Here is a 20,380-nt window from a genome sequence, read left to right on the forward strand (position 1 = left end):
CGAGTGCCCACACAGATTGTCTGATAAATTGTTAAAGAGCGGTGCGTCCAGCGCCTTAAGCGTCTGTCGCGAGGTGGCGTATATTACGCTTTCCTCCTTCAGAGTCAAACACTTTTTTCAGCGTTTTTCTCCGGCGGAAGTTCTTACCGAATCTTCCTGTCAACGCCGTTTCCCGTAAGCCGGTGTGCCGTGTCGATGGAGGCGCATTATAGGGAGTTCTTCCGGGCTGACAAGCGTTAAATGCAAAAAAAGTATCGTTCGCGCTATTTTTCGCCACAACGCTCTATTTCACAACGATTTGCCTGGTAACTGCGCAAATTCATGCGCAAATGCGCTTACTGCAGACCAGTCGGTGTACTCCACTTCTTTAGAAGTATCGGTTTCACCCCCGGTCATCCGCATGATTAACTGAATCATGACCCGGTCAAACCAGCGATAGCGTGGATAACGTAACGCGCCGGCAAACACTGCGCAGCAGTCGGGCTGCCATGGCGACTGCTCAAGAAATTTGCGGGTATAAGCATTAGTCTGCGGAGTACGCTTGTCCGCTTTGCGTGCCGTCAGGTTCACGCTAAAAAACCCGCTTGCCCGCTGCTGCAGCGCCTGCAGGTGCTGCGCGATAAATTTCATCAGTGCCGCATCAAAATGCCCATAGCGGATAGAGGCACCTATCAGCACGCGATCGTACTGTGACCAGTCAATCTGTCTCGTCTCTGCAAGGTCCTGCACATCACACAGCTGTTGGGGTACCAGCGTCTGGGCAATACGCGCTGCAATTTCGCGGGTTTGTCCGTCGCGGGTAGAATAAAGTATCAATGCTTTCATCACGGGTTCCTGTTTCTTTTATTCGCGCCAGAACGTTGGCGTGAACAGTACCAGCAGCGTAAAGACCTCAAGACGCCCGAACAGCATCGTCAGGATCAATATCCATTTCGCCACATCATTCATGGTTGTGAAATTGTCTGCGACTACGCCCAGTCCCGGCCCGAGGTTATTCAGTGTGGCTGCAACGGCAGCAAACGCGGAGAAGTCATCAACGCCGGTTGCGATAATGGCCAGCATGCTGAGCAGAAACACCAGCGCATAGGCAGAGAAGAAACCCCATACCGCCTCCAGGATACGCTCCGGCAGTGCCCGGTTACCCAGCTTGATGGTGTAAACCGCATTAGGATGTACCAGACGTTTCAGCTCGCGCGAGCCCTGCTTGAACAATAGCAGAATACGAATAACCTTCAGGCCGCCCCCGGTTGAGCCTGCCATACCGCCGATGAAAGCGGAACAGAGCAGCAGCACCGGCAGGAACAGGGGCCAGCGCGCAATGCTGTCGGTGGTGAAGCCCGCCGTTGTGGCCCATGACACGACCTGAAAGAAAGCCTGATTCAGCGTTTGCCAGCCGCTGTCATAAACATTATGCAGCCAGAGGACCAGCGTGCAGATCACCACCAGCGTAAACTGCACGCCAATAAACATCCGGAATTCAGGGTCACGCCAGTAAACCTTCAGATTACGACCGCTCAGCAGTGAAAAGTGCAGACCATAGTTACAGCCGGAAATCAGCAAAAAAACCGCAACAATCGTATTGATCGTCGGGCTGTTGAAATAGCCAATGCTGGCATCGTGCGTGGAAAAACCGCCAATCGCGATGGTAGAAAAGCTGTGTCCGATAGCATCAAACATCGGCATACCGGCCAGCCACAGGGCCAGCGCGCAGGCGATGGTCAGCACCACATAGATCAGCCACAGCGTTTTTGCTGTTTCTGCAATGCGCGGCCGCATTTTATTGTCTTTCAGCGGTCCCGGCATTTCAGCGCGATAAAGCTGCATACCGCCGACGCCCAGAATCGGCAGAATGGCGACGGCCAGAACAATGATCCCCATGCCGCCCAGCCACTGCAGCATCTGCCGGTAAAACAGAATCGCTTTCGGCAGAGAGTCGAGCCCTACCAGCGTTGTTGCGCCTGTGGTTGTCAGACCGGAAAAGGATTCAAAGAAAGCATCCGTAGCGGAGAGGTGGGGCTGTTCCGCAAAGATGAACGGCATCGCACCGACGCTGCCCAGTACAGTCCAGAACAGCACCACAATCAGAAAGCCTTCGCGCGGTTTGAGCTCGGTCTTCTGTTTACGGTTGGGCCACCAGAGCAGCGAACCAATGACAATCGCCATCAGGAACGTCTGACTGAAGGCACGGCCGGCACCGTCGCGATAAATCAGCGCCACTAAACCCGGTACAATCATGGTCACCGAGAATAAAATAACCAGCAGACCCACTATGCGGGTAATGGCGCGAAAGTGCATGGAGCCGTGTCCTTTGTTCAGTTATCCAGCGGGAGCAGCGATAGCGCCCCCCGGCTGTAATCAGAGAGGTTTTGCTTAAAGGCCGCTATCTGCGCATGAGGCAGCGCAATGCGCAGCGTAATGCAATCTTCATAGCGGCTCTCTTCAGTGATGCCGTTAAAACGCTGCAGCAGACGTTCTATATCGCTCATCTGCGCATAATCACAACGCAGCATAAAAGATTGCATCGGCACTTTGCGCTGACGCGGCAGCTGTTTCAGCCCCTGCTGCACCCCGCCACCGTAAGCTTTGACCAGCCCGCCGGTCCCCAGCATAACGCCGCCATAATAGCGTACGACGACGGCGGTGATCTCACCCAAACCGCTTCCCATCAGCTGCGCCAGCATCGGCTTGCCTGCCGTGCCGGAAGGTTCACCATCATCGGAGAAGCCCAGCTGTTGCGAATCGTCCGGTGCGCCGGCAACCCAGGCCCAGCAGTGATGCCGCGCAGCGGGATGCGCGCTTTTAACCTGCTGCACAAAAGCCCGTGCCGCTTCAGCGCCCGGCGTATGGGCCAGCAGGGTAATAAAGCGGCTTTTTTTGATCGTCTCTTCGCTGCTGCTTACCGCGTCAGCCGGAATATCATAAGCGTCCATCAGGCCAGATGCAGATCGCGCGTCATGTTCTCAATGCGATTAGGATGGATCACCACATTATCCTCAATGCGAATTCCGCCATACGGCTTCAGCGCATCAATCGCCTGCCAGTCAAAATGCTGGCTGTACTTGCCGCCGCGCAGTGGCGCCAGCAGCGAATCGATAATATAGAAACCGGGTTCGATAGTCAGTACCATGCCGGGCTCCAGAACCCGGGTGCAGCGCAGATAGGGATATTGCGCCGGCGCAGCCAGATGCGTGCCGTGGTCATCCTGCATAAAACCGGCCACATCATGCACCTGCAGCCCGAGTGGATGACCCAGGCCATGCGGCATGAAAGGCCCGGTCAGATTTTCAGCCACCAGCGCCTCTTCTGTCAGGCCTTTTACCAGACCAAATTTCAGCAGCAAACGCGCAATGCGCTGATGCATCTGCAGATGATAATCGGTATAGCGTACGCCCGCTTTCAGCGTGGCTATCAGCGCCAGCTCCTCTTTATTCATCGCCTCAACCAGTTCGGCATAGCGCGTTTTGCTTTGCGCCGCATAGCTGCGCGTTAAATCTGCTGCGTACCCTGAATACTCTGCGCCAGCGTCAATCAGAAAGCTGTGACGTTTGGCTGGCGGCTGGTGATCGAGCCGGGTGTAGTGCAGCACGGCTGCATGTTCGTTCAGCGCCACAATATTGCCGTAAGGCACATCGGTATCCCGGTGGCCGGTAGCGGTGAGGTAGGCAAGGTTGATATCGAACTCGCTCATGCCGGAGAAAAACGCCTCTTTGGCCGCGCGATGACCAGCAACCGCGAGCTTCTGCGCCTGACGCAGACAGGCCAGTTCATAATCAGTTTTGATACTGCGATGGTAATGCAGGAAATCGATCACCGCCTGCGGGTTAATCTGCGCGCTGCCGAAGCCCAGCTGCGCAGCACGTGCCGGTACCGGGCCAATATAGGCCACGTTTTCACGCGATGCAGGCAGCAGCGGTGCAATCTCATCTGCATTTTTCAGCCCAATGACCTCAACGTCTCCCGTCCAGAAGCTTTCCGGTAGCGGCTCGACGTTATGCCAGTAGTCGACGGGAGAATAGAACCACAGCTTGGGTTTATTGAGGCCATCGACCCACAGCCAGCAGTTTGGCACCTGCGTGACCGGCACCCAGGCTTTGAACTGCGGATTCACTTTAAACGGATAGGTGTGATCATCCAGAAAAACGGTCTGTAGCTCGCCGGAGTGGATCAACAGCGCATCCAGTTTGCCACGCGCCAGAATCTGTTGCGCCCGCTGCTGCAGCGTTTTGATATGCGCCTGATACAGTGTTTTCAGTGAATCCATGAACGAGTCTCCGATGTCGCGAAAGTGGCCGCAGTGTAGCATAGCCGCGGCGCTATTGGCGCGCCAGCCAGCCTGTGATCGCGGTATCAAATAAGCACACTGCCGTTTGCAAAACATGAGCAGGCCGCCCACACTCCTGTTCATCTGGTATGACCAGATCACTTTTCGCGGTTTCAGGAGACGGACATGCTCTACCAAGGCGATACCCTTTCATTACACTGGCTTGACGATGGCATCGCCGAGCTGGTTTTCGATGCTCCCGGCTCGGTCAATAAACTTGATATCAAAACCGTCGCCAGCCTGGGAGAGGCTCTGGATGTACTGCAGCAGCAGCCCGGCCTGCGCGGTCTGCTGTTAAGCTCCGCTAAACCCGCTTTTATCGTCGGCGCGGATATCACCGAATTTCTCTCGCTGTTTGATGCCCCCGAAGAGAAATTAAGCGCATGGCTGACTTTTGCTAACAGCATTTTTAACCGGCTGGAAGATCTGCCGGTGCCGACCATTGCCGCCATTGATGGCTATGCGCTGGGCGGTGGCTGTGAATGTGTTCTGGCAACCGACCTGCGCGTCGCGACGCCGGAGTCACGTATTGGCCTGCCGGAAACCCGGCTCGGTATCATGCCTGGCTTTGGCGGTAGCGTACGTCTGCCGCGCCTGCTGGGTGCCGACAGTGCGCTGGAGATTATTGCCGCCGGTAAAGATGTGGATGGGCTAAGCGCGCTGAAGCTGGGTCTGGTAGATGCCGTGGTCAGCCGCGATAAATTGCGCAGCGCTGCGCTGACGATGCTGCACGACGCCATTACCCAGCAGAGCTGGCAGGCACGCCGGGCGCCGAAGCTGGCGCCGCTGAAGCTGAGTCCGGTTGAAGCCGCGATGAGCTTTACGCTGGCGAAAAGCATGGTGCTGCAGACGGCAGGTAAACATTACCCTGCCCCGCTGACAGCGGTGAAAACGATTGAAGCCGCCGCCGGGCTGACGCGCGATGATGCGCTTAAGCTTGAAACGGCTGCCTTTGTGCCGCTGGCGCAGAGCGATGTCGCCCGCGCCCTGGTCGGGATTTTCCTCAACGATCAGTATGTTAAAAGCCTGGCGAAAAAACATAGCGCCCGCGCAGAGGTGCCGCAGCAGGCCGCCGTGCTGGGTGCCGGTATCATGGGGGGCGGGATTGCCTGGCAGTCGGCGTGGAAAGGCGTACCGGTTATCCTGAAAGATATCAGCGAGAAAGCGCTGACGCTGGGTATGAATGAAGCCAGCAAGCTGCTGAATAAACAGCTGGCGCGCGGCAAAATTGACGGAACCAAACTCGCCGCCGTGCTGACCACTATCCAGCCGGTGCTGGAGTATAGCGGTTTCAGACGCGCTGATGTGGTGGTGGAAGCGGTGGTGGAAAACCCGGCGGTCAAAGCGAAAGTGCTGGCCGAGACTGAACAGCAGCTGCGGGAGGATGCCATCCTCGCCTCCAATACCTCGACGATCCCGATTAGCGAACTGGCAAAAGCGCTGCAGCGCCCGCAAAACTTCTGCGGTATGCATTTTTTCAATCCGGTTCCGCGTATGCCGCTGGTGGAAGTGATCCGCGGCGAACAGACCTCAGAGGCAACCATCAGCAAAGTGGTCGCGTGGGCCAGCAAAATGGGAAAAACGTCCGTAGTGGTTAACGACTGCCCCGGTTTCTTTGTTAACCGGGTGCTGTTCCCCTATTTTGCTGCTTTTAGCCTGCTGCTGCGCGACGGTGCTGATTATCGCCAGGTCGATAAGGTTATGGAGCAGCAGTTTGGCTGGCCGATGGGCCCGGCGTGGCTGCTGGATGTGGTAGGTATCGACACCGCGCATCATGCGCAGCAGGTCATGGCACAGGGCTTCCCGACGCGCATGCAGAAAACGTATCGCGACGCCATTGATGTGCTGTTTGATGCGGGCCGGTACGGCCAGAAAAACGGGCTGGGCTTTTACCGCTGGGAACAGGATAAAAAAGGCAAACCGCAGAAGATACACGATCCGGACGCCGATACGCTGCTGAGCAGCGTCAGTGAACCAGCACGCGCATTCAGCAATGAAGAGATTATCAACCGTATGATGCTGCCGATGCTGCATGAAGTGGTGCGCTGTCTGGAAGAGAAGATTATCGCCTCACCGGCAGAAGCAGATATGGCGCTGGTCTATGGCCTCGGCTTTCCGCCATTCCGCGGCGGCGCTTTCCGCTATCTTGATACGCTCGGTAACAGCAATGTGGTCGACCAGGCCAGACGCTACGCACATCTCGGCACGCTTTATACGCTGCCGGAGGCGCTGCTGCAGCGTGCACACGCGCATCAGAGCTGGTATCCCGCCGTTCAACCTATTGATGAAGCGTCGCTGCAGCGCGCCTGAGGAACAGAGATGGAAAATGTCGTCATTATTGATGCCGCACGCACGCCGATGGGTCGCTCTAAAGGCGGTGCCTTTCGTCAGGTGCGGGCAGAGGATCTCTCAGCGCATCTGATGCGGGAGCTGCTGAGCCGCAACCCGGTGATCGACCCCGCTTCGCTGGATGATATTATCTGGGGCTGCGTGCAGCAGACGCTGGAGCAGGGGTTTAATATTGCGCGCAATGCCGCACTGCTGGCGGAAATTCCGCACCGCGTGCCCGCCAGCACGGTAAACCGTCTCTGTGGTTCATCCATGCAGGCGCTGCATGATGCTGCCCGCGCCATCATGACCGGCGATGCGCAGACCTGCCTGATTGGCGGCGTTGAGCATATGGGCCATGTCCCGATGAGCCACGGCGTTGATTTTCATCCCGGCCTGAGCCGGACAGTGGCAAAAGCTGCCGGCATGATGGGTCTGACGGCAGAAATGCTGGCGCGCATGCACCATATCAGCCGCGAGCAGCAGGATGCGTTTGCTTTCCGTTCGCATCAGCGCGCCTGGGCGGCAACGCAGCGCGGCGATTTTGCCCGGGAGATCATTCCCACCTGGGGACATGACGCTGATGGCGTGCTGAAGCGCTATGAGAGTGATGAGGTTATTCGTCCTGAGACCAGCCTCGAGGGCTTAGCCGCACTGCGCCCGGCGTTTGATCCGGTCAGCGGTACGGTTACCGCCGGCAGTTCATCCGCGCTCTCCGACGGCGCTGCCGCGATGCTGATCATGAGTGAAAGCCGCGCCCGTGAGCTGGGCGTGACGCCGCGCGCACGTATCCGCAGTATGGCGGTAACCGGCTGCGATCCTTCAATTATGGGATACGGCCCTGTGCCCGCCAGCAAACTGGCGCTGAAACGCGCCGGACTCAGCGTAGCGGATATCGGGCTGTTTGAACTCAATGAGGCTTTTGCGGCGCAAACCCTGCCCTGTATTAAAGATCTGGGGCTGCTGGAGAAACTGGATGAGAAAGTCAACCTGAACGGGGGTGCCATTGCACTGGGGCATCCGCTGGGCTGTTCCGGGGCGCGTATCAGCACCACCCTGCTCAACCAGATGACTCAGCATGACGTACAGTTTGGCCTGGCAACGATGTGTATCGGGCTGGGTCAGGGCATCGCTACGGTATTCGAACGTATATAAAACTGAGACCTGTGAATCGCACGTGTTCCCGCCCTGCCGGGCGGGTTTTTTTACGGCTGCGTCTCAAATAAACGCAAAGGCGTCGCCATACATCTGCGCTTCCAGTGCGCCGCGCTCGCTGCAGAAACGTTCACGGGCAATTTTTGCCATCTCAAAGCGTCCGGCGATATAGATATCATGTCCGCTCAGATCCGCATGATCCTGCATAACGGCGGTCAGTACCGTACCGCTGCGCCCCTGCCAGCCATCCGCAGGCTGCTCAACCACCGGGATCACCTTGAGATTCGGGTGTTTCACCGCCAGCGCTTCCAGTTCGTCCATATCGTAGAGGTGCTGCAGCTCACGTCCGCCCCAGTAAATGGCGATATCGCGATCGGGCTGCTGCGCCAGCGCGGTCAGCAGCAGTGAACGCGCGTAGGAGAAACCGGTGCCGCCGGCGATCAGAATCACCGGCCGCTCGCTCTCTTCCCGCAGCCACGCATCGCCGTGCGGCATATCAATCGTTACCTGCCGATCGCTTCTGATACGATCCATCACGGCCATGGCGTAAAGATTGAGATCGGATGCCCCAATGTGCAGCTCAATAATCTCTTTTTCCATTGGCGTTGAGGCAATGGAGAAAGGACGCTTGTCGCGTTCATCCATGACCACCATCAGATACTGACCGGCGCGAAAGCTAAATTCCGCTTCCGGGATCAGGCGAACGCGATATACCGTGTCGGTAATGGCCTCAACCGAAGTCACTTTGCAGCTTAACGTCGTCATAATTGCCCTTTCTTATGGTTCTCTGCTGCCGTCAGCGCTGCGGCGGTTCGGCAAAGATTGCTAACTCATCCCAGATTGCATCAATGCGCGCGGTAACCGCCGGATCTTTGACAATCGGCGTGCCCCATTCGCGCTGCGTTTCACCGGGCCATTTATTGGTGGCATCCAGCCCCATCTTTGAGCCCAGCCCCGAGACCGGTGAAGCAAAGTCGAGGTAATCGATCGGCGTATTCTCTACCAGTACGGTATCGCGCGCCGGATCCATACGGGTGGTAATCGCCCAAATCACATCATTCCAGTCACGCGCGTTTACGTCATCGTCACACACAATAACAAATTTGGTATACATAAACTGACGCAGAAATGACCAGACGCCAAACATCACGCGCTTGGCATGCCCCGCGTACTGTTTTTTAATCGTCACTACCGCCAGACGATAGGAGCAGCCTTCAGGCGGCAGATAAAAATCGACAATTTCCGGAAATTGCTTGATTAAAATTGGCACCAGCACTTCATTCAGTGCCACCCCCAGTACCGCAGGCTCATCGGGTGGACGGCCGGTATAGGTGGAATGATAGATCGGTTTACGCCGCTGCGTAACGTGCGTAACGGTAAAGACCGGAAAGCTGTCTACTTCATTATAGTAACCGGTATGATCGCCATAAGGGCCTTCCGGCGCCATGTCGCCCGGTTCAATGTAGCCTTCCAGCACGATCTCCGCGCTGGCAGGCACTTCCAGATCGCAGGAGACACATTTTACCACTTCGGTTTTGTTGCCGCGCAGCAGCCCGGCAAAGGCATATTCCGAGAGCGTATCCGGCACCGGTGTGACTGCGCCCAGTATGGTGGCGGGATCGGCACCCAGCGCCACCGCGACCGGAAAACGTTCACCGGGATGGGCTTTGCACCACTCCTGAAAATCGAGCGCGCCGCCGCGGTGTGACAGCCAGCGCATAATCAGGCGGTTTTTGCCGATGACCTGCTGGCGGTAGATCCCGAGGTTCTGGCGCTCTTTATGCGGCCCGCGCGACACGGTCAGCCCCCAGGTAATCAGCGGTGCCGCATCGCCCGGCCAGCACTTCATCACCGGAATACGCGACAAATCGACCTCATCGCCGCTGAAAATCTCTTCCTGACAGGGTGCATTACGCAGGCGCTTTGTCGGCATATTCAGCACCTGTTTAAACTGCGGCATCTTATCAAAGAGATCGCGGAAGCCTTTGGGTGGCTCTGGTTCTTTCAGAAACGCCAGCAGTTTACCGACGTCGCGCAGTGCGCTGACCTCCTCCTGCCCCATACCCATGGCCACGCGCTTTGGGGTGCCAAACAGGTTACACAGCACCGGCATGTCATACCCTTTAGGGTTTTCAAACAGCAGCGCCGGGCCGCCGGCACGCAGCGTGCGGTCGGCGATTTCGGTCATCTCAAGTTCAGGATCGATCTCCTGAGTGATGCGCTTGAGCTCGCCACGCTGTTCCAGCAGCGAAAGAAAATCTCGTAAGTCCTGGTATTTCATGTGGCTTCATTTTTCCGGCCAGAGTGAATCGGGAAATCGTGCAGATCCGTAATGGTCTGGCAGTCTGATACAGATGCGCCCTGGTCGTCAATTCTCTTGCCGCAAAGCGCGCAGATAACGCACTAATCAGAAAATTCGCAGAGAATTTCTCTGGCCGGCACGGTATACGCCAGCCGATACGCTATAACTCTGACTGCAGGTTTGTTATTCTTGGCATCCATTATTTGGGAGCAGTTATGGAATCCTGGTACTTACTCTATTGCAAACGTGGACAGCTGCTGCGCGCTAAAGAACATCTTGAGCGTCAGGCGGTGACATGCCTCAGTCCAACGATAGCGATGGAGAAACTGGTGCGCGGTAAACGCACCACCGTCAGTGAGCCGCTGTTCCCTAACTATCTGTTTATCGAATTCGATCCGGAAGCGATCCATACCACCACCATCAGCAGCACGCGCGGCGTCAGCCATTTTGTACGCTTTGGCGCTATGCCCGCCACGGTGCCCTATGAAGTGATTGAAGCGCTGCAGACCGATACACCGCAGATTGTTCTGGACCCTGAAACGCCGCAGTCGGGCGATGAAGTGCTCATTACCGACGGTACATTTGAAGGGTTACGGGCTATTTTTGCCGAGCCCGACGGTGAAACCCGCTCGATCCTGCTGCTGAATCTGCTGAATAAGCAGGTGATGCGCAGCGTGGATAACAAACTGTTCCGTAAGGTTTAAGCCAGCCTGAACAGCTGACGTGCGTTTGCGTCAGCCTGCGCACTCAGCGCCTCCGGCGTCTCTCCGCGCCAGCCCGCCACCTGCTGCACCAGATGAGGCAAAAAGCAGGGTTCATTGCGCCGTGAGGCCGGACGGGGCCGCATGTCGCGTGGCAGCAGATAAGGCGCGTCCGTCTCCAGTAATAAACGCTCAGCCGGGATCAGCGGCAGCATCTCACGCAGTGCCATCCCGCGGCGTTCATCACACACCCAGCCGGTAATGCCCACGGAGAGGCCCAGCGCCAGACAGCTTTCCAGCTCTGCGCGCGTGCCGGTAAAGCAGTGCACCACTGCTCCTGCCAGCTTCGGCAGCCACGGCTCCAGCACCGCAACAAAGCGATCGTGCGCTTCCCGGCAGTGTAAAAACACCGGCAGCTGCAGCTCGGCTGCCAGCGCCAGCTGGGCATCAAATGCATATTCCTGCTGCTGATGTGCAGCCAGATTACGGTTGAAGTCGAGGCCGCACTCTCCGATGGCAACCACCTGTTCGCTCTCTGCCAGACGGCGCAGCGTACTGGCTGTTTCTGCTGACCATTCACTGGCGTGATGCGGATGAACGCCGGCCGTAGACCAGCAGTAGCCGGGATGCTGTGCTGCCAGCTGTCGTGCCTGCTGGCTCTCCAGCGCGTTCGTGCCGGTAAGCAGCATGCCGGTGACACCTGCTTCACGCGCGCGCTTTACCACCTGAACGCGATCTTTTGCGAATTGCGTGCTGGTCAGGTTTACACCGATATCAAACATCTCTTTCCCCCAAATAAAAACCGCCCGGCAGGCGGGCGGTCTGTAAAACGCTTCACCCCGTGCGCAACGGGGTGTCCTGCGTAAACGCGATCAGGAGTCTTCCTCTGCCGCGCTACGCCCTTTACCCACGTAGTAGCGGGAAAAGAATACGCCGACTTCAAACAGGCAGTACATCGGAATAGCGAGCAAAGTTTGGGAAAAAACGTCTGGTGGTGTGAGCAGCATCCCAACAACGAAAGCGCCGACCAGGATATAAGGCCGTTTTTTTCGCAGGTCGTCTGGCGTGGTGATCCCGGTCCAGCAAAGCAGCACGATGGCTATCGGCACTTCAAACGCGACGCCAAACGCCATAAACAGCGTCATGACAAAGTCGAGATAGTTAGTGATGTCAGTCGCAATGGTGACGCCCTGCGGCGCGGTTTTGGCAAAAAAGCCAAACGCCAGCGGAAAGACAATAAAGTAGGCAAAAGCCACACCAACGTAGAACAGCAGCGTGCTGGAGAACAGCAGCGGCATCACCAGCCGGCGTTCGTGCCGGTAGAGCGCCGGGGCGATAAACGCCCACACCTGATAGAGGATCACCGGAACGGCCAGAAACACCGAGACGATAAGGGTCAGCTTGATCGGTGTAAAAAAGGGCGAAGCAACATCCGTGGCAATCATACTGGCGCCAACTGGCATCTGGCTGATCAGCGGCGCGGCGATCGCGTGATAGATATCATTAGCGAAATAGACCAGACAGAGAAAGATCGCAAACACGGCGATGATGCAGTTCAGCAGACGCTTACGCAGCTCGATCAGATGGCTGATGAGCGGCTGGGTATCTTCAACAGCCATGGTTATCGTTCATCTTTTGCAGAAAGGGGAGTGGATGAGTGCGCCGCATCAGTCCGATCGCTGACGGTTTCTGCGGCAGCAGGTGCCTGCGCCGGTGCGCTGGCGTGATGTTCTGCCTGCGCCGGCGTGACAGCAGCAGCAGCCGGAGGCACATCAGGCTTAACCGCGGCGGGCTGATGAATCGTATTGGCTTCATCTTCCGCTTTTTCGATATCAATACTCTGCTGAACAGATCGCTTCATGGAATCAGCGGTTTTGCGCAGCTCTTCCATTGACTGCTTCAGCTCCGGAGAGAGCGTTCCCTTTCCCGCTTCTTCCACTTTTGTCAGGCTGTCCTGCAGCTCCTGCAGCTTTAGCTCCTGCGCCAGCTCATGCTGCACATTCGCCGCCAGCGAGCGAATTGCCCGGATCCAGCCCACTACCGTTTTTACCGCCACCGGTAAACGCTGCGGCCCGAGTACAATCAGGCCGATCACGAACACCAGAACCAGTTCACTAAAGCCAATATCGAACACAGTTACACCTTACTTATCCCGCGGCTGATCTTTATTCACCGGGTCATGCTGTTTATCCGCCAGCGTTTTGGCATTGAAGTCAGCATCCTGCTCTTTAGGCAGATCTTTTTTCTCATCGTCATCACTCATCGCCTTTTTAAAGCCGCGAATGGATGAGCCCAGATCTGAACCGAGGTTGCGCAGTTTATTGGTGCCGAACAGAAGTACAACGATGACGGCAATAATGATTAATTGCCAGATACTGATACCGCCCATGAGATATGCCTCTGAAATACTTAATAAAACGAAAAACTGTAATGTGGCGGGCCGGGAAACCGGCTCCGGCCTGCGACATTACGCGATTTGCCCCAGGCAAACAATTAGTTTGTCTTGCGCCAGCCCACCAGCCAGGTCACGATGCCCGCCGCCATCAACAGCGCCGGGAAAAAGTCCCAGTCAGGCCGGCTCAGCAGTACTGCCGTCCCGCTTAACAGCAGCGTGGCTCCCACGCCAAACAGGTAGCGCGACTGGTGATGCCGGGTACGCTGCGCGTTCATTTCATTCACCAGTTTATCGACGCTGTGCTGCAATAACTTATGCTGGCGCATACTGTCGTAAAACAGTTCCGGCAGCTCCGGCAGTTTCTCAGCCCAGAAAGGCGCTTTCTCTTTCACCTTACGCACCAGCGCCGGAAGACCGATCTGATCTTTAATCCACTCTTCCAGGAACGGCTTCGCGGTTTTCCATAAATCGAGCTGCGGATAGAGCTGACGTCCGATCCCTTCAATATAGAGTAGCGTTTTTTGCAGCAGCACCAGCTGCGGCTGTACTTCCATATTAAAGCGACGCGCCGTGTTGAACAGATTCAGCAGCACGTGACCAAATGAGATCTCCGCCAGCGGCTTCTCAAAAATCGGTTCACAGACGGTGCGGATAGCAAACTCAAAATCTTCAACGTTGGTATCAGGCGGCACCCAGCCGGAATCCACGTGCAGTTCCGCTACCTTGCGGTAGTCGCGGTTAAAGAAGGCAATAAAGTTTTCCGCCAGATAGCGCTTATCTTCTTTGTTAAGCGATCCCACAATCCCGCAATCGATGCCGATATATTGCGGATCTTCCGGACGATCGTAACTGACAAAAATGTTGCCCGGATGCATGTCGGCGTGAAAGAAGCTGTCGCGGAATACCTGGGTAAAGAAAACCTGTACGCCGCGTTCCGCCAGCAGCTTCATATTGACGCCGTGCTGCTCCAGCGTAGCGACATCGGAGATCGGGATCCCGTAAATCCGCTCCATCACCAGCATGGTTTCGCTGCAGTAATCGGAGTAGACCTCCGGTACATAGAGCATGCGGCTCTGATCAAAATTACGGCGCAGCTGAATCGCATTGGCCGCTTCCCGCAGCAGATTGAGTTCATCAATCAGCGTTTTTTCATAATCGCGCACCACTTCCATCGGACGCAGCCGGCGGCCATCCGGCAACAGGCGCGGCACCCAGCGTGCCAGCCGGTAGATCAGCTTCATATCCGCTTTGATTACCGGCAGGATATCAGGGCGGATCACTTTGATGACTACTTTGCGGCCGTTGGATTTCAGCGTGGCGGTATGGACCTGGGCAATAGAAGCGGAGGCGAGCGGTTTGATATCAAAATCGTCAAACCAGGTCTCAACCGGACCGCCAATTGAGCGCTCAATCTGCGCTTTGGCTTTCACCCCGTCAAAGGGCGCGACGCGGTCCTGCAGGATTGCCAGTTCGTCGGCAATTTTTGGCGGAAACAGATCGCGACGGGTTGAGAGCATCTGACCAAACTTGATCCAGACCGGGCCAAGCTGCTCCATTGCCAGACGCAAACGCAGGCCCAGCTCCGCCTCTTTATGCTGGTTAGGGATCCAGAATACGCAGCGCCGCCACAGCCGCAGCGGCAGGGTGATGCGCATGTGGGGTATGAGCTCATCCAGCCCGTAGGTCAGAAAAATTTTGATAATAAAATATAAGCGCCGAAGTTCTCCGAGCGTCATTTCGCCTCCCGCTGTGCCAGACGTGCCTCAAAGGCGTTTAGTGAACGCTCCATTGCTTCAACCTCTTCTGCAAACCAGGCCAGCTCCAGCGCACCCGGCGCCAGCCGCCACTCTTCGGTCAGCACCTGACTGAGATAGTCCTGACGGCGCGTAACCTGCTGCTGCGCGAAAGCCAGCGCCCGTCTGCCGGCCTGACTGATACCCTGTGCTGCAATATCACCGGTCCAGGGCGCGAGATACTCTGCCGGATCGAGTTCAGCCAGATCCATTAACGCGGAGAACTGCTGCACCACCTGCAGATCGCCCTCAACGTTCAGCTCGCCGCTGCGGATCAGTCCGGTCAACTGCTGGCGATCGCGCAGTTTAGGCAAGGTGCTCAGGCGCAGGCTGACGCTGCAGTCGCTGCTGTCCTGCCAGTCGCCCAGCACGTCCAGTCGCGTTTCGCTGAATACCAGCACGAGAGGAAAATCGAGCTCCTGCAGGCGCAGCAGCAGCACTTTGCCTGCCAGGCGCTGCCGGGCGGCTTTCAGACTCCGATCGCGATAAAGTACACGATTCAGCGCGGTTTCAAGCGCGCCGGTAATAAGAGGGGTTAGCGTCATGATCACTCAGAACTTAAAGCCACGATGCAGCGCGACAATGCCGCCAGTCATGTTGTGATACGTACTGTTTTCAAAACCGGCGTCGTTCATCATCGCTTTCAGGGTTTCCTGATCGGGATGCATACGAATAGACTCAGCCAGATAGCGATAGCTCTCAGCATCATTCGCTACCAGCTGCCCGATACGCGGCAGAATATGGAAAGAATAGGCATCATACGCCTTGCTCAGCGGATCCAGCACCGGTTTAGAAAACTCCAGTACCAGCAGACGACCGCCCGGCTTCAGCACGCGAAACATGGAAGCCAGCGCTTTCTCTTTTTCCGTGACGTTGCGCAGGCCAAACGAGATGGTAATGCAATCAAAATAGTTATCCGGGAACGGCAGGGCTTCTGCATTCGCCTGCACATAGCTGACGTTGCCGGTGACTCCGAGATTACGCAGTTTTTCACGGCCCATTTTCAGCATTGAGCTGTTGATATCAGCCAGTACCACCTGCCCGGTTTCCCCTACCAGGCGGGAAAATTTCGCCGTGAGATCGCCGGTGCCACCAGCAAGGTCGAGCACGCGCTGACCGCGACGCACGCCGCTGCTGTCAATGGTAAAACGTTTCCATACGCGATGGACGCCGAACGACATCAAATCGTTCATCAGGTCATATTTTGCCGCAACGGAATGAAACACGTCCGCGACTTTGTCGGCCTTTTCACTTTTTGCTACAGTCTGAAAGCCAAAGTGAGTAGTTTCCTGCTGTGATTCATCTGCCATCGGTTTTACCTGTTCCACAAATAATTCTCTCCGAAGTGTATCAGAGTCGCGCGATCCGAGCACGTTGCCGCCGGTTATTCATTGATACGGCGCACTTCTGCCGCCGTTTCTGCGTCATCCTCTGCCCAGCGCTCATCCGCGTCATCCGGCAGTGCCTGCTGCACCAGCTGCGGATTAATGGGCCGCTTAACTTCTACGCCCAGCGACTTAAATGCCTCGCTCTGAGCGATAAGATTGCCGCGCCCTTCTGCCAGCTTTTTCATCGCCTGCTGATAGCTCTGCTGCGCCTTTTCCAGATTATGACCGATGCCGCTCATATCATCGACAAACAGCCGCATTTTGTCATAAAGCCGGGCGGCGCGATCGGCAATCCGCTGGGCATTGCGGCTCTGGTGTTCGTAGCGCCACAGATTATTAATAGTACGCAGCGCCACCAGTAGCGTGGTCGGACTGACCAGCATGATATTCTGCTGCAGCGCCTCGCTAATCAGCTCCGGCTGACGATCAATGGCCAGCAAAAATGCAGGCTCTACCGGTATAAACATCAGCACATAATCCAGCGAGCGTAAACCGGGCAATTGTTGATAATCTTTTCGTCCCAGCAGACGAATATGACCGCGCATCGCCGCAACATGATCCTGAATAGCCAGCTCCCGCGCGGCATCATCCTCAGCGTTAAAGTAGCGCTCATACGCGACCAGCGTCATTTTGGCATCAACCACCACGTCTTTGCCCTGCGGCAGCCGCACAATCACGTCCGGCTGCATGCGCCCCTGCTCCAGCGCGATGTTAACCTGGGTTTCATACTCATACCCTTCGCGCAGGCCGGACGCCTCCAGCACCCGGCTCAGCACCACTTCGCCCCAGTTACCCTGAATTTTATTGTCGCCTTTCAGCGCTTTAGTGAGGTTCAGCGCCTCCTGCGCCATCTGTGCGTTGAGCTGCTGCAGCTGGCGGATCTCATACGTCAGCGTATGACGCTCACGCGCCTCCTGACCGAAACTTTCATTAACCTGACGGCGGAAGCCATCCAGCTGATCGCGCAGCGGCGCAATCAGGCTGTTCAGACTCTGACGGTTTTGCTCATCGACACGGCGACCGCTGTTTTCAAAAATGCGGTTCGCGAGATTTTCAAACTGGGCGCTCAGGCGCTGTTCACTGTTGGTCAGCAGCCGCTGCTTCTCTTCTGCAGCAAAACGCGTCTCTTCCAGCCGGATGGTCACCTCGCGCAGTTCCGCTTCCTGCGCGCTATTGACCTCAAGCTGATTACGCAGCTCACGACTGAGCTGTTCACTTTCAGCACGCCAGTAATCCAGCTGCTGCAATCGCTCCTGCGCCCCGCTCAGGGTGCCATGCAGCTGCCGCAGCTCCTGTTCACGCTGCCGGAGCTGTTGCTGCAGCTGCTCCTGTTCCTGCTGCTGACGCCGCTGTGCCGCTTCCAGCAGGCGATGCTCCGCGGTTATGCTGGCGTGCTGCTGACTGGCACGCAGCTGCGCCAGCAGCCAGCCGATACCCAGACCGGCCAGTGCCAGTACAAGCGTGATAATAAGTTGCTGATCCATGATCCCCCCGCGCCTCGCGATGCTCAGGGGAAAGGTAAGGTTGGCCTGGCGGAATGTCTACTGAAATCTCTGGCAGCCAGGCCGCAGGACGTCAGCAGGCTCTGACCGTGAGTTCGCCCGCTTTCCAGGCGTCGATCAGGAAAAATGGCATCGGCAGCACCCATTCGCTCTCATTCACCACGCGTGCCGGATAACAGCAGCTCTGGCCGCCCCAGGCGATTTCAACCTGCTGCGTACCGTTATGGGGGGCTGTCACCTTACCGGTCATGCTGGCATAACCGGCGTTACTGCCGACGTGAAAATGTTCTGTCTGCCAGCGAACGGGCGCATGTGCCGGCCACGGCTGCGCCTGATGAAAATGAAAAAGGTCATCGTGACTGAGCAGGCTGGCGCGAACGGTGGGCCATAGCGCCACTTTGAGGAAATATTGATCGGTAAAGCGCTGACTGCCGGTGTAGTGTGCCATAAAGTCGCGCATCTGCTGCGCAAGGTTGCGGAATACGCCGTGACAGCCGCCCCACATACCGGCCAGCAGCAGCTCGGTGTGGGTAAAGTAGTCGCGCATATGATGAAACCAGAACGGCGAGTCGAGCCAGGCCTGTACCGCCGCGGCTTCACGCTCCGACAGCAGCGAGTCGGCGTCGCGGATGATAAAGCGTCTGACCGCAGGATCATCCATGACCAGAAAGCGCCAGAGCGTAGGCTGGATCTCTTTTTCATCAGACATATCAACCAGCTGCGCCCCGGCGTGCTGCAGGCGCTGCCAGACGTGCTGCGGCACGCTCGCATCGAGATACACGCGGCAGTGCCAGGCCGGATAGAGCTCGCGCGCGACCTCAACGTTTTTAATCAGCGTTTCGCAGTAGCGCGGCTGATTGCCATACAGGCTGAACGCAATACTGTTTTCAGCCGGATTGTGCGGGTTAAACGCGGGCGGCGCATCAGCCGGAAACGGGTGCTTTTGTCCGGCAGAAAAGCGGGCGTCAGAATGCATCAGCGAAGCCTGGCCGTAGCGCGCCACCTCATCCGGCTTCTGCAGCCAGCCGCAGACTTCAGTCAGGCCATCCAGCCAGGTCTCTGATGCCTGCGCACGCTGCGCGTCAGGGGCCTGGCAGATCTTCTGATAAACGTTGTACGACTTTTTATAGTCACCGGTGCGCATCAGCGTCAGGGCATAGTCGCTGAGCACCTGCATATTATGTGGCATCACCCGCAGTACCGCTTCACAGCACTGGCGTGCCCGCGGGTAGTCGCCGTCGGCCATGGCCTGGCGAAACTGCGCGGCGGCGTGTTCAACGCGCGCCTGCGCAGCAGCAGAGTTATTGACAGAGGCGGAACGGGGAGCGGAGAAGGTTTTGCGCATATAAGGGATCCCAAAGTTCGCTGAATAGGTGCGCATCCTGATTCGTCAGCGGCTGAGTTCCCTGTGAGGCTGGTCCCGCATCCATTACCGACTGGCGCGCTACAACAAGCGACGCGCGGCTTCAACCACGATTTTCACGGCGTCGCTCTCGGTCTGCTTCATGGTCGCCGCGTCCGGGATCTCTTTTTGCGTACGGTTCACAATGACGCCAGCCACCATGCCGGCACGCAGTCCCTGACTGGCGCACATGGTTAACAGTGTAGCGGATTCCATCTCATAGTTAAGCACGCCCATCGCCTGCCACTCCTGCATGGAGCCCTGGAAGCGATTCACCACGCGCCCGGAAAAGGTGTCGTAACGCTCCTGCCCCGGGTAGAAGGTGTCAGAAGAGGCGGTGATGCCGATATGGGTACGCGCGCCGCAGTTTTCTGCTGCCGCGACCAGCGCCGTGGTACAGGTAAAATCAGCCACGGCCGGAAACTCCATCGGCGCAAAATGCAGGCTGGCACCATCAAGGCGTACTGAGGCGGTGGTGACCAGCACATCGCCCACGTTGATGTGCGGCTGAATGGCACCGGTGGTACCCACGCGCAGGAATGTCCGGACGCCAAGCTGCGCCAGCTCCTCTACTGCAATTGAGGTTGAAGGACCACCGATACCGGTTGAGCAGACGACCACCGGCTTGCCGTCGATCTCCGCCAGCCAGGTGGTGAATTCGCGATGTGACGCCAGATGCTGCGGGTTATCCATCAGCGCAGCAATTTTTTTCACCCGCTCCGGGTCGCCCGGGACGATCGCCAGCGTAGCGCCTTTCAGGTCAGCTTTAGTGATACCAAGGTGGAAAACGTCAGACTGGGTCATATCAGACTCCTGCTAATTAAGTAGTGTGACGCGCACTCTACGTGAGGCAGCGCGACAAATATGTGATGCCACTCACTTCAAATAATGAAAGTTACATTAGCAACCGCTTCATTTGTGATTTTAATCACAATATGACGCGCCATTTCGCCTATTTGTCAGCTACCGTGCTGCGTAAGCTTGAGTAGCAATGTTAATACAGAAACCGCATCTGAAAATCTGTTCCTTTTTACCCTGTAAACGTCCGGCCATCATGACCAGGCTATAGTTACCTGATTGCGCACCTGCCAGC

At 56.8% G+C, this 20,380-nt stretch carries 19 protein-coding genes; 3 read left to right on the forward strand and 16 right to left on the reverse strand.

The genetic code is table 11. The features are described 5' to 3' along the window. Positions 1–288 precede the first annotated feature (288 nt). Genes hemG through pepQ form a run of 4 tightly spaced genes read right to left on the reverse strand, consistent with a single transcriptional unit; the run spans position 289 to position 4,261 of the window. Positions 289–825, reverse strand: coding sequence for a menaquinone-dependent protoporphyrinogen IX dehydrogenase (hemG, locus tag BBA90_RS02460; RefSeq protein ID WP_065647776.1), 537 nt, complete (start codon positions 823–825; stop codon positions 289–291). 18 nt (positions 826–843) lie between these two features. Continuing rightward, on the reverse strand, positions 844–2,295 hold the full coding sequence (gene trkH / locus BBA90_RS02465) for a Trk system potassium transporter TrkH (RefSeq protein ID WP_065647777.1): 1,452 nt from the start codon (positions 2,293–2,295) through the stop codon (positions 844–846). 17 nt (positions 2,296–2,312) lie between these two features. After that, complete coding sequence (locus tag BBA90_RS02470) at positions 2,313–2,930, reverse strand: IMPACT family protein (protein WP_065647778.1); 618 nt, start codon at positions 2,928–2,930, stop codon at positions 2,313–2,315. After that, the gene (pepQ, locus tag BBA90_RS02475; RefSeq protein ID WP_065647914.1) at positions 2,930–4,261 is read right to left on the reverse strand and encodes a Xaa-Pro dipeptidase; all 1,332 of its coding nucleotides are present in this window, start codon (positions 4,259–4,261) and stop codon (positions 2,930–2,932) included. Before pepQ ends, BBA90_RS02470 begins: the two co-directional genes overlap by 1 nt. Positions 4,262–4,447: 186 nt before the next feature. Here pepQ and fadB point away from each other — a divergent pair, with 186 nt between their 5' ends. After that, positions 4,448–6,631: a fatty acid oxidation complex subunit alpha FadB gene (fadB, locus tag BBA90_RS02480; protein ID WP_065647779.1), complete on the forward strand. Its 2,184-nt coding sequence runs from the start codon at positions 4,448–4,450 to the stop codon at positions 6,629–6,631. Positions 6,632–6,640: 9 nt separating this feature from the next. Then, positions 6,641–7,804, forward strand: coding sequence for an acetyl-CoA C-acyltransferase FadA (gene fadA / locus BBA90_RS02485; protein ID WP_065647780.1), 1,164 nt, complete (start codon positions 6,641–6,643; stop codon positions 7,802–7,804). Positions 7,805–7,867: 63 nt separating this feature from the next. Here the strand turns inward: fadA and fre are convergent, their stop codons facing one another. Continuing rightward, positions 7,868–8,569 carry an NAD(P)H-flavin reductase gene (gene fre, locus BBA90_RS02490; protein ID WP_039381815.1) on the reverse strand — a complete coding sequence of 234 codons (702 nt, stop codon included), beginning with the start codon at positions 8,567–8,569 and terminating at the stop codon, positions 7,868–7,870. A 31-nt stretch (positions 8,570–8,600) separates the two neighbouring features. Then, positions 8,601–10,085 (reverse strand): 4-hydroxy-3-polyprenylbenzoate decarboxylase, encoded by a 1,485-nt coding sequence (gene ubiD, locus BBA90_RS02495; protein WP_039381814.1) that lies wholly within the window; start codon positions 10,083–10,085, stop codon positions 8,601–8,603. 236 nt (positions 10,086–10,321) lie between these two features. On the opposite strand from ubiD, the gene rfaH reads away from it, so the two are divergent. After that, positions 10,322–10,810: a transcription/translation regulatory transformer protein RfaH gene (rfaH, locus tag BBA90_RS02500; RefSeq protein ID WP_039381813.1), complete on the forward strand. Its 489-nt coding sequence runs from the start codon at positions 10,322–10,324 to the stop codon at positions 10,808–10,810. On the opposite strand, the gene tatD is transcribed toward rfaH, so the two are convergent. The 10 genes from tatD to udp all read right to left on the reverse strand — a co-directional run bounded on the left by tatD (position 10,807) and on the right by udp (position 20,091). Then, complete coding sequence (gene tatD, locus BBA90_RS02505) at positions 10,807–11,589, reverse strand: 3'-5' ssDNA/RNA exonuclease TatD (RefSeq protein WP_065647781.1); 783 nt, start codon at positions 11,587–11,589, stop codon at positions 10,807–10,809. The two genes, rfaH and tatD, sit on opposite strands and share 4 nt — an antisense overlap. 90 nt (positions 11,590–11,679) lie before the next feature. Then, positions 11,680–12,426 carry a Sec-independent protein translocase subunit TatC gene (tatC, locus tag BBA90_RS02510; RefSeq protein ID WP_065647782.1) on the reverse strand — a complete coding sequence of 249 codons (747 nt, stop codon included), beginning with the start codon at positions 12,424–12,426 and terminating at the stop codon, positions 11,680–11,682. Positions 12,427–12,428: 2 nt separating this feature from the next. Continuing rightward, positions 12,429–12,941 carry a Sec-independent protein translocase protein TatB gene (tatB, locus tag BBA90_RS02515; RefSeq protein WP_065647783.1) on the reverse strand — a complete coding sequence of 171 codons (513 nt, stop codon included), beginning with the start codon at positions 12,939–12,941 and terminating at the stop codon, positions 12,429–12,431. 9 nt (positions 12,942–12,950) lie between these two features. Then, entirely contained in the window at positions 12,951–13,196 is a 246-nt protein-coding gene (tatA, locus tag BBA90_RS02520; RefSeq protein WP_065647784.1) for a twin-arginine translocase TatA/TatE family subunit, read from the reverse strand. 104 nt (positions 13,197–13,300) lie between these two features. Then, entirely contained in the window at positions 13,301–14,938 is a 1,638-nt protein-coding gene (gene ubiB / locus BBA90_RS02525; RefSeq protein ID WP_065647785.1) for a ubiquinone biosynthesis regulatory protein kinase UbiB, read from the reverse strand. Next, positions 14,935–15,540 carry a ubiquinone biosynthesis protein UbiJ gene (ubiJ, locus tag BBA90_RS02530; protein ID WP_065647786.1) on the reverse strand — a complete coding sequence of 202 codons (606 nt, stop codon included), beginning with the start codon at positions 15,538–15,540 and terminating at the stop codon, positions 14,935–14,937. The genes ubiB and ubiJ overlap by 4 nt, the downstream gene beginning before the upstream one ends. 6 nt (positions 15,541–15,546) lie before the next feature. After that, positions 15,547–16,305 (reverse strand): bifunctional demethylmenaquinone methyltransferase/2-methoxy-6-polyprenyl-1,4-benzoquinol methylase UbiE, encoded by a 759-nt coding sequence (gene ubiE / locus BBA90_RS02535; protein WP_039381797.1) that lies wholly within the window; start codon positions 16,303–16,305, stop codon positions 15,547–15,549. 74 nt (positions 16,306–16,379) lie between these two features. Continuing rightward, positions 16,380–17,867: a DNA recombination protein RmuC gene (gene rmuC / locus BBA90_RS02540; protein WP_065647787.1), complete on the reverse strand. Its 1,488-nt coding sequence runs from the start codon at positions 17,865–17,867 to the stop codon at positions 16,380–16,382. A gap of 91 nt (positions 17,868–17,958) precedes the next feature. Continuing rightward, complete coding sequence (locus BBA90_RS02545) at positions 17,959–19,230, reverse strand: tetratricopeptide repeat protein (RefSeq protein WP_065647915.1); 1,272 nt, start codon at positions 19,228–19,230, stop codon at positions 17,959–17,961. Between the two features lie 99 nt (positions 19,231–19,329). Next, positions 19,330–20,091, reverse strand: coding sequence for a uridine phosphorylase (gene udp / locus BBA90_RS02550; RefSeq protein WP_065647788.1), 762 nt, complete (start codon positions 20,089–20,091; stop codon positions 19,330–19,332). Between the last annotated feature and the right edge of the window lie 289 nt (positions 20,092–20,380).

This window comes from Pantoea eucrina, assembly GCF_001691555.1.
Classification (GTDB): domain Bacteria; phylum Pseudomonadota; class Gammaproteobacteria; order Enterobacterales; family Enterobacteriaceae; genus Pantoea; species Pantoea borealis.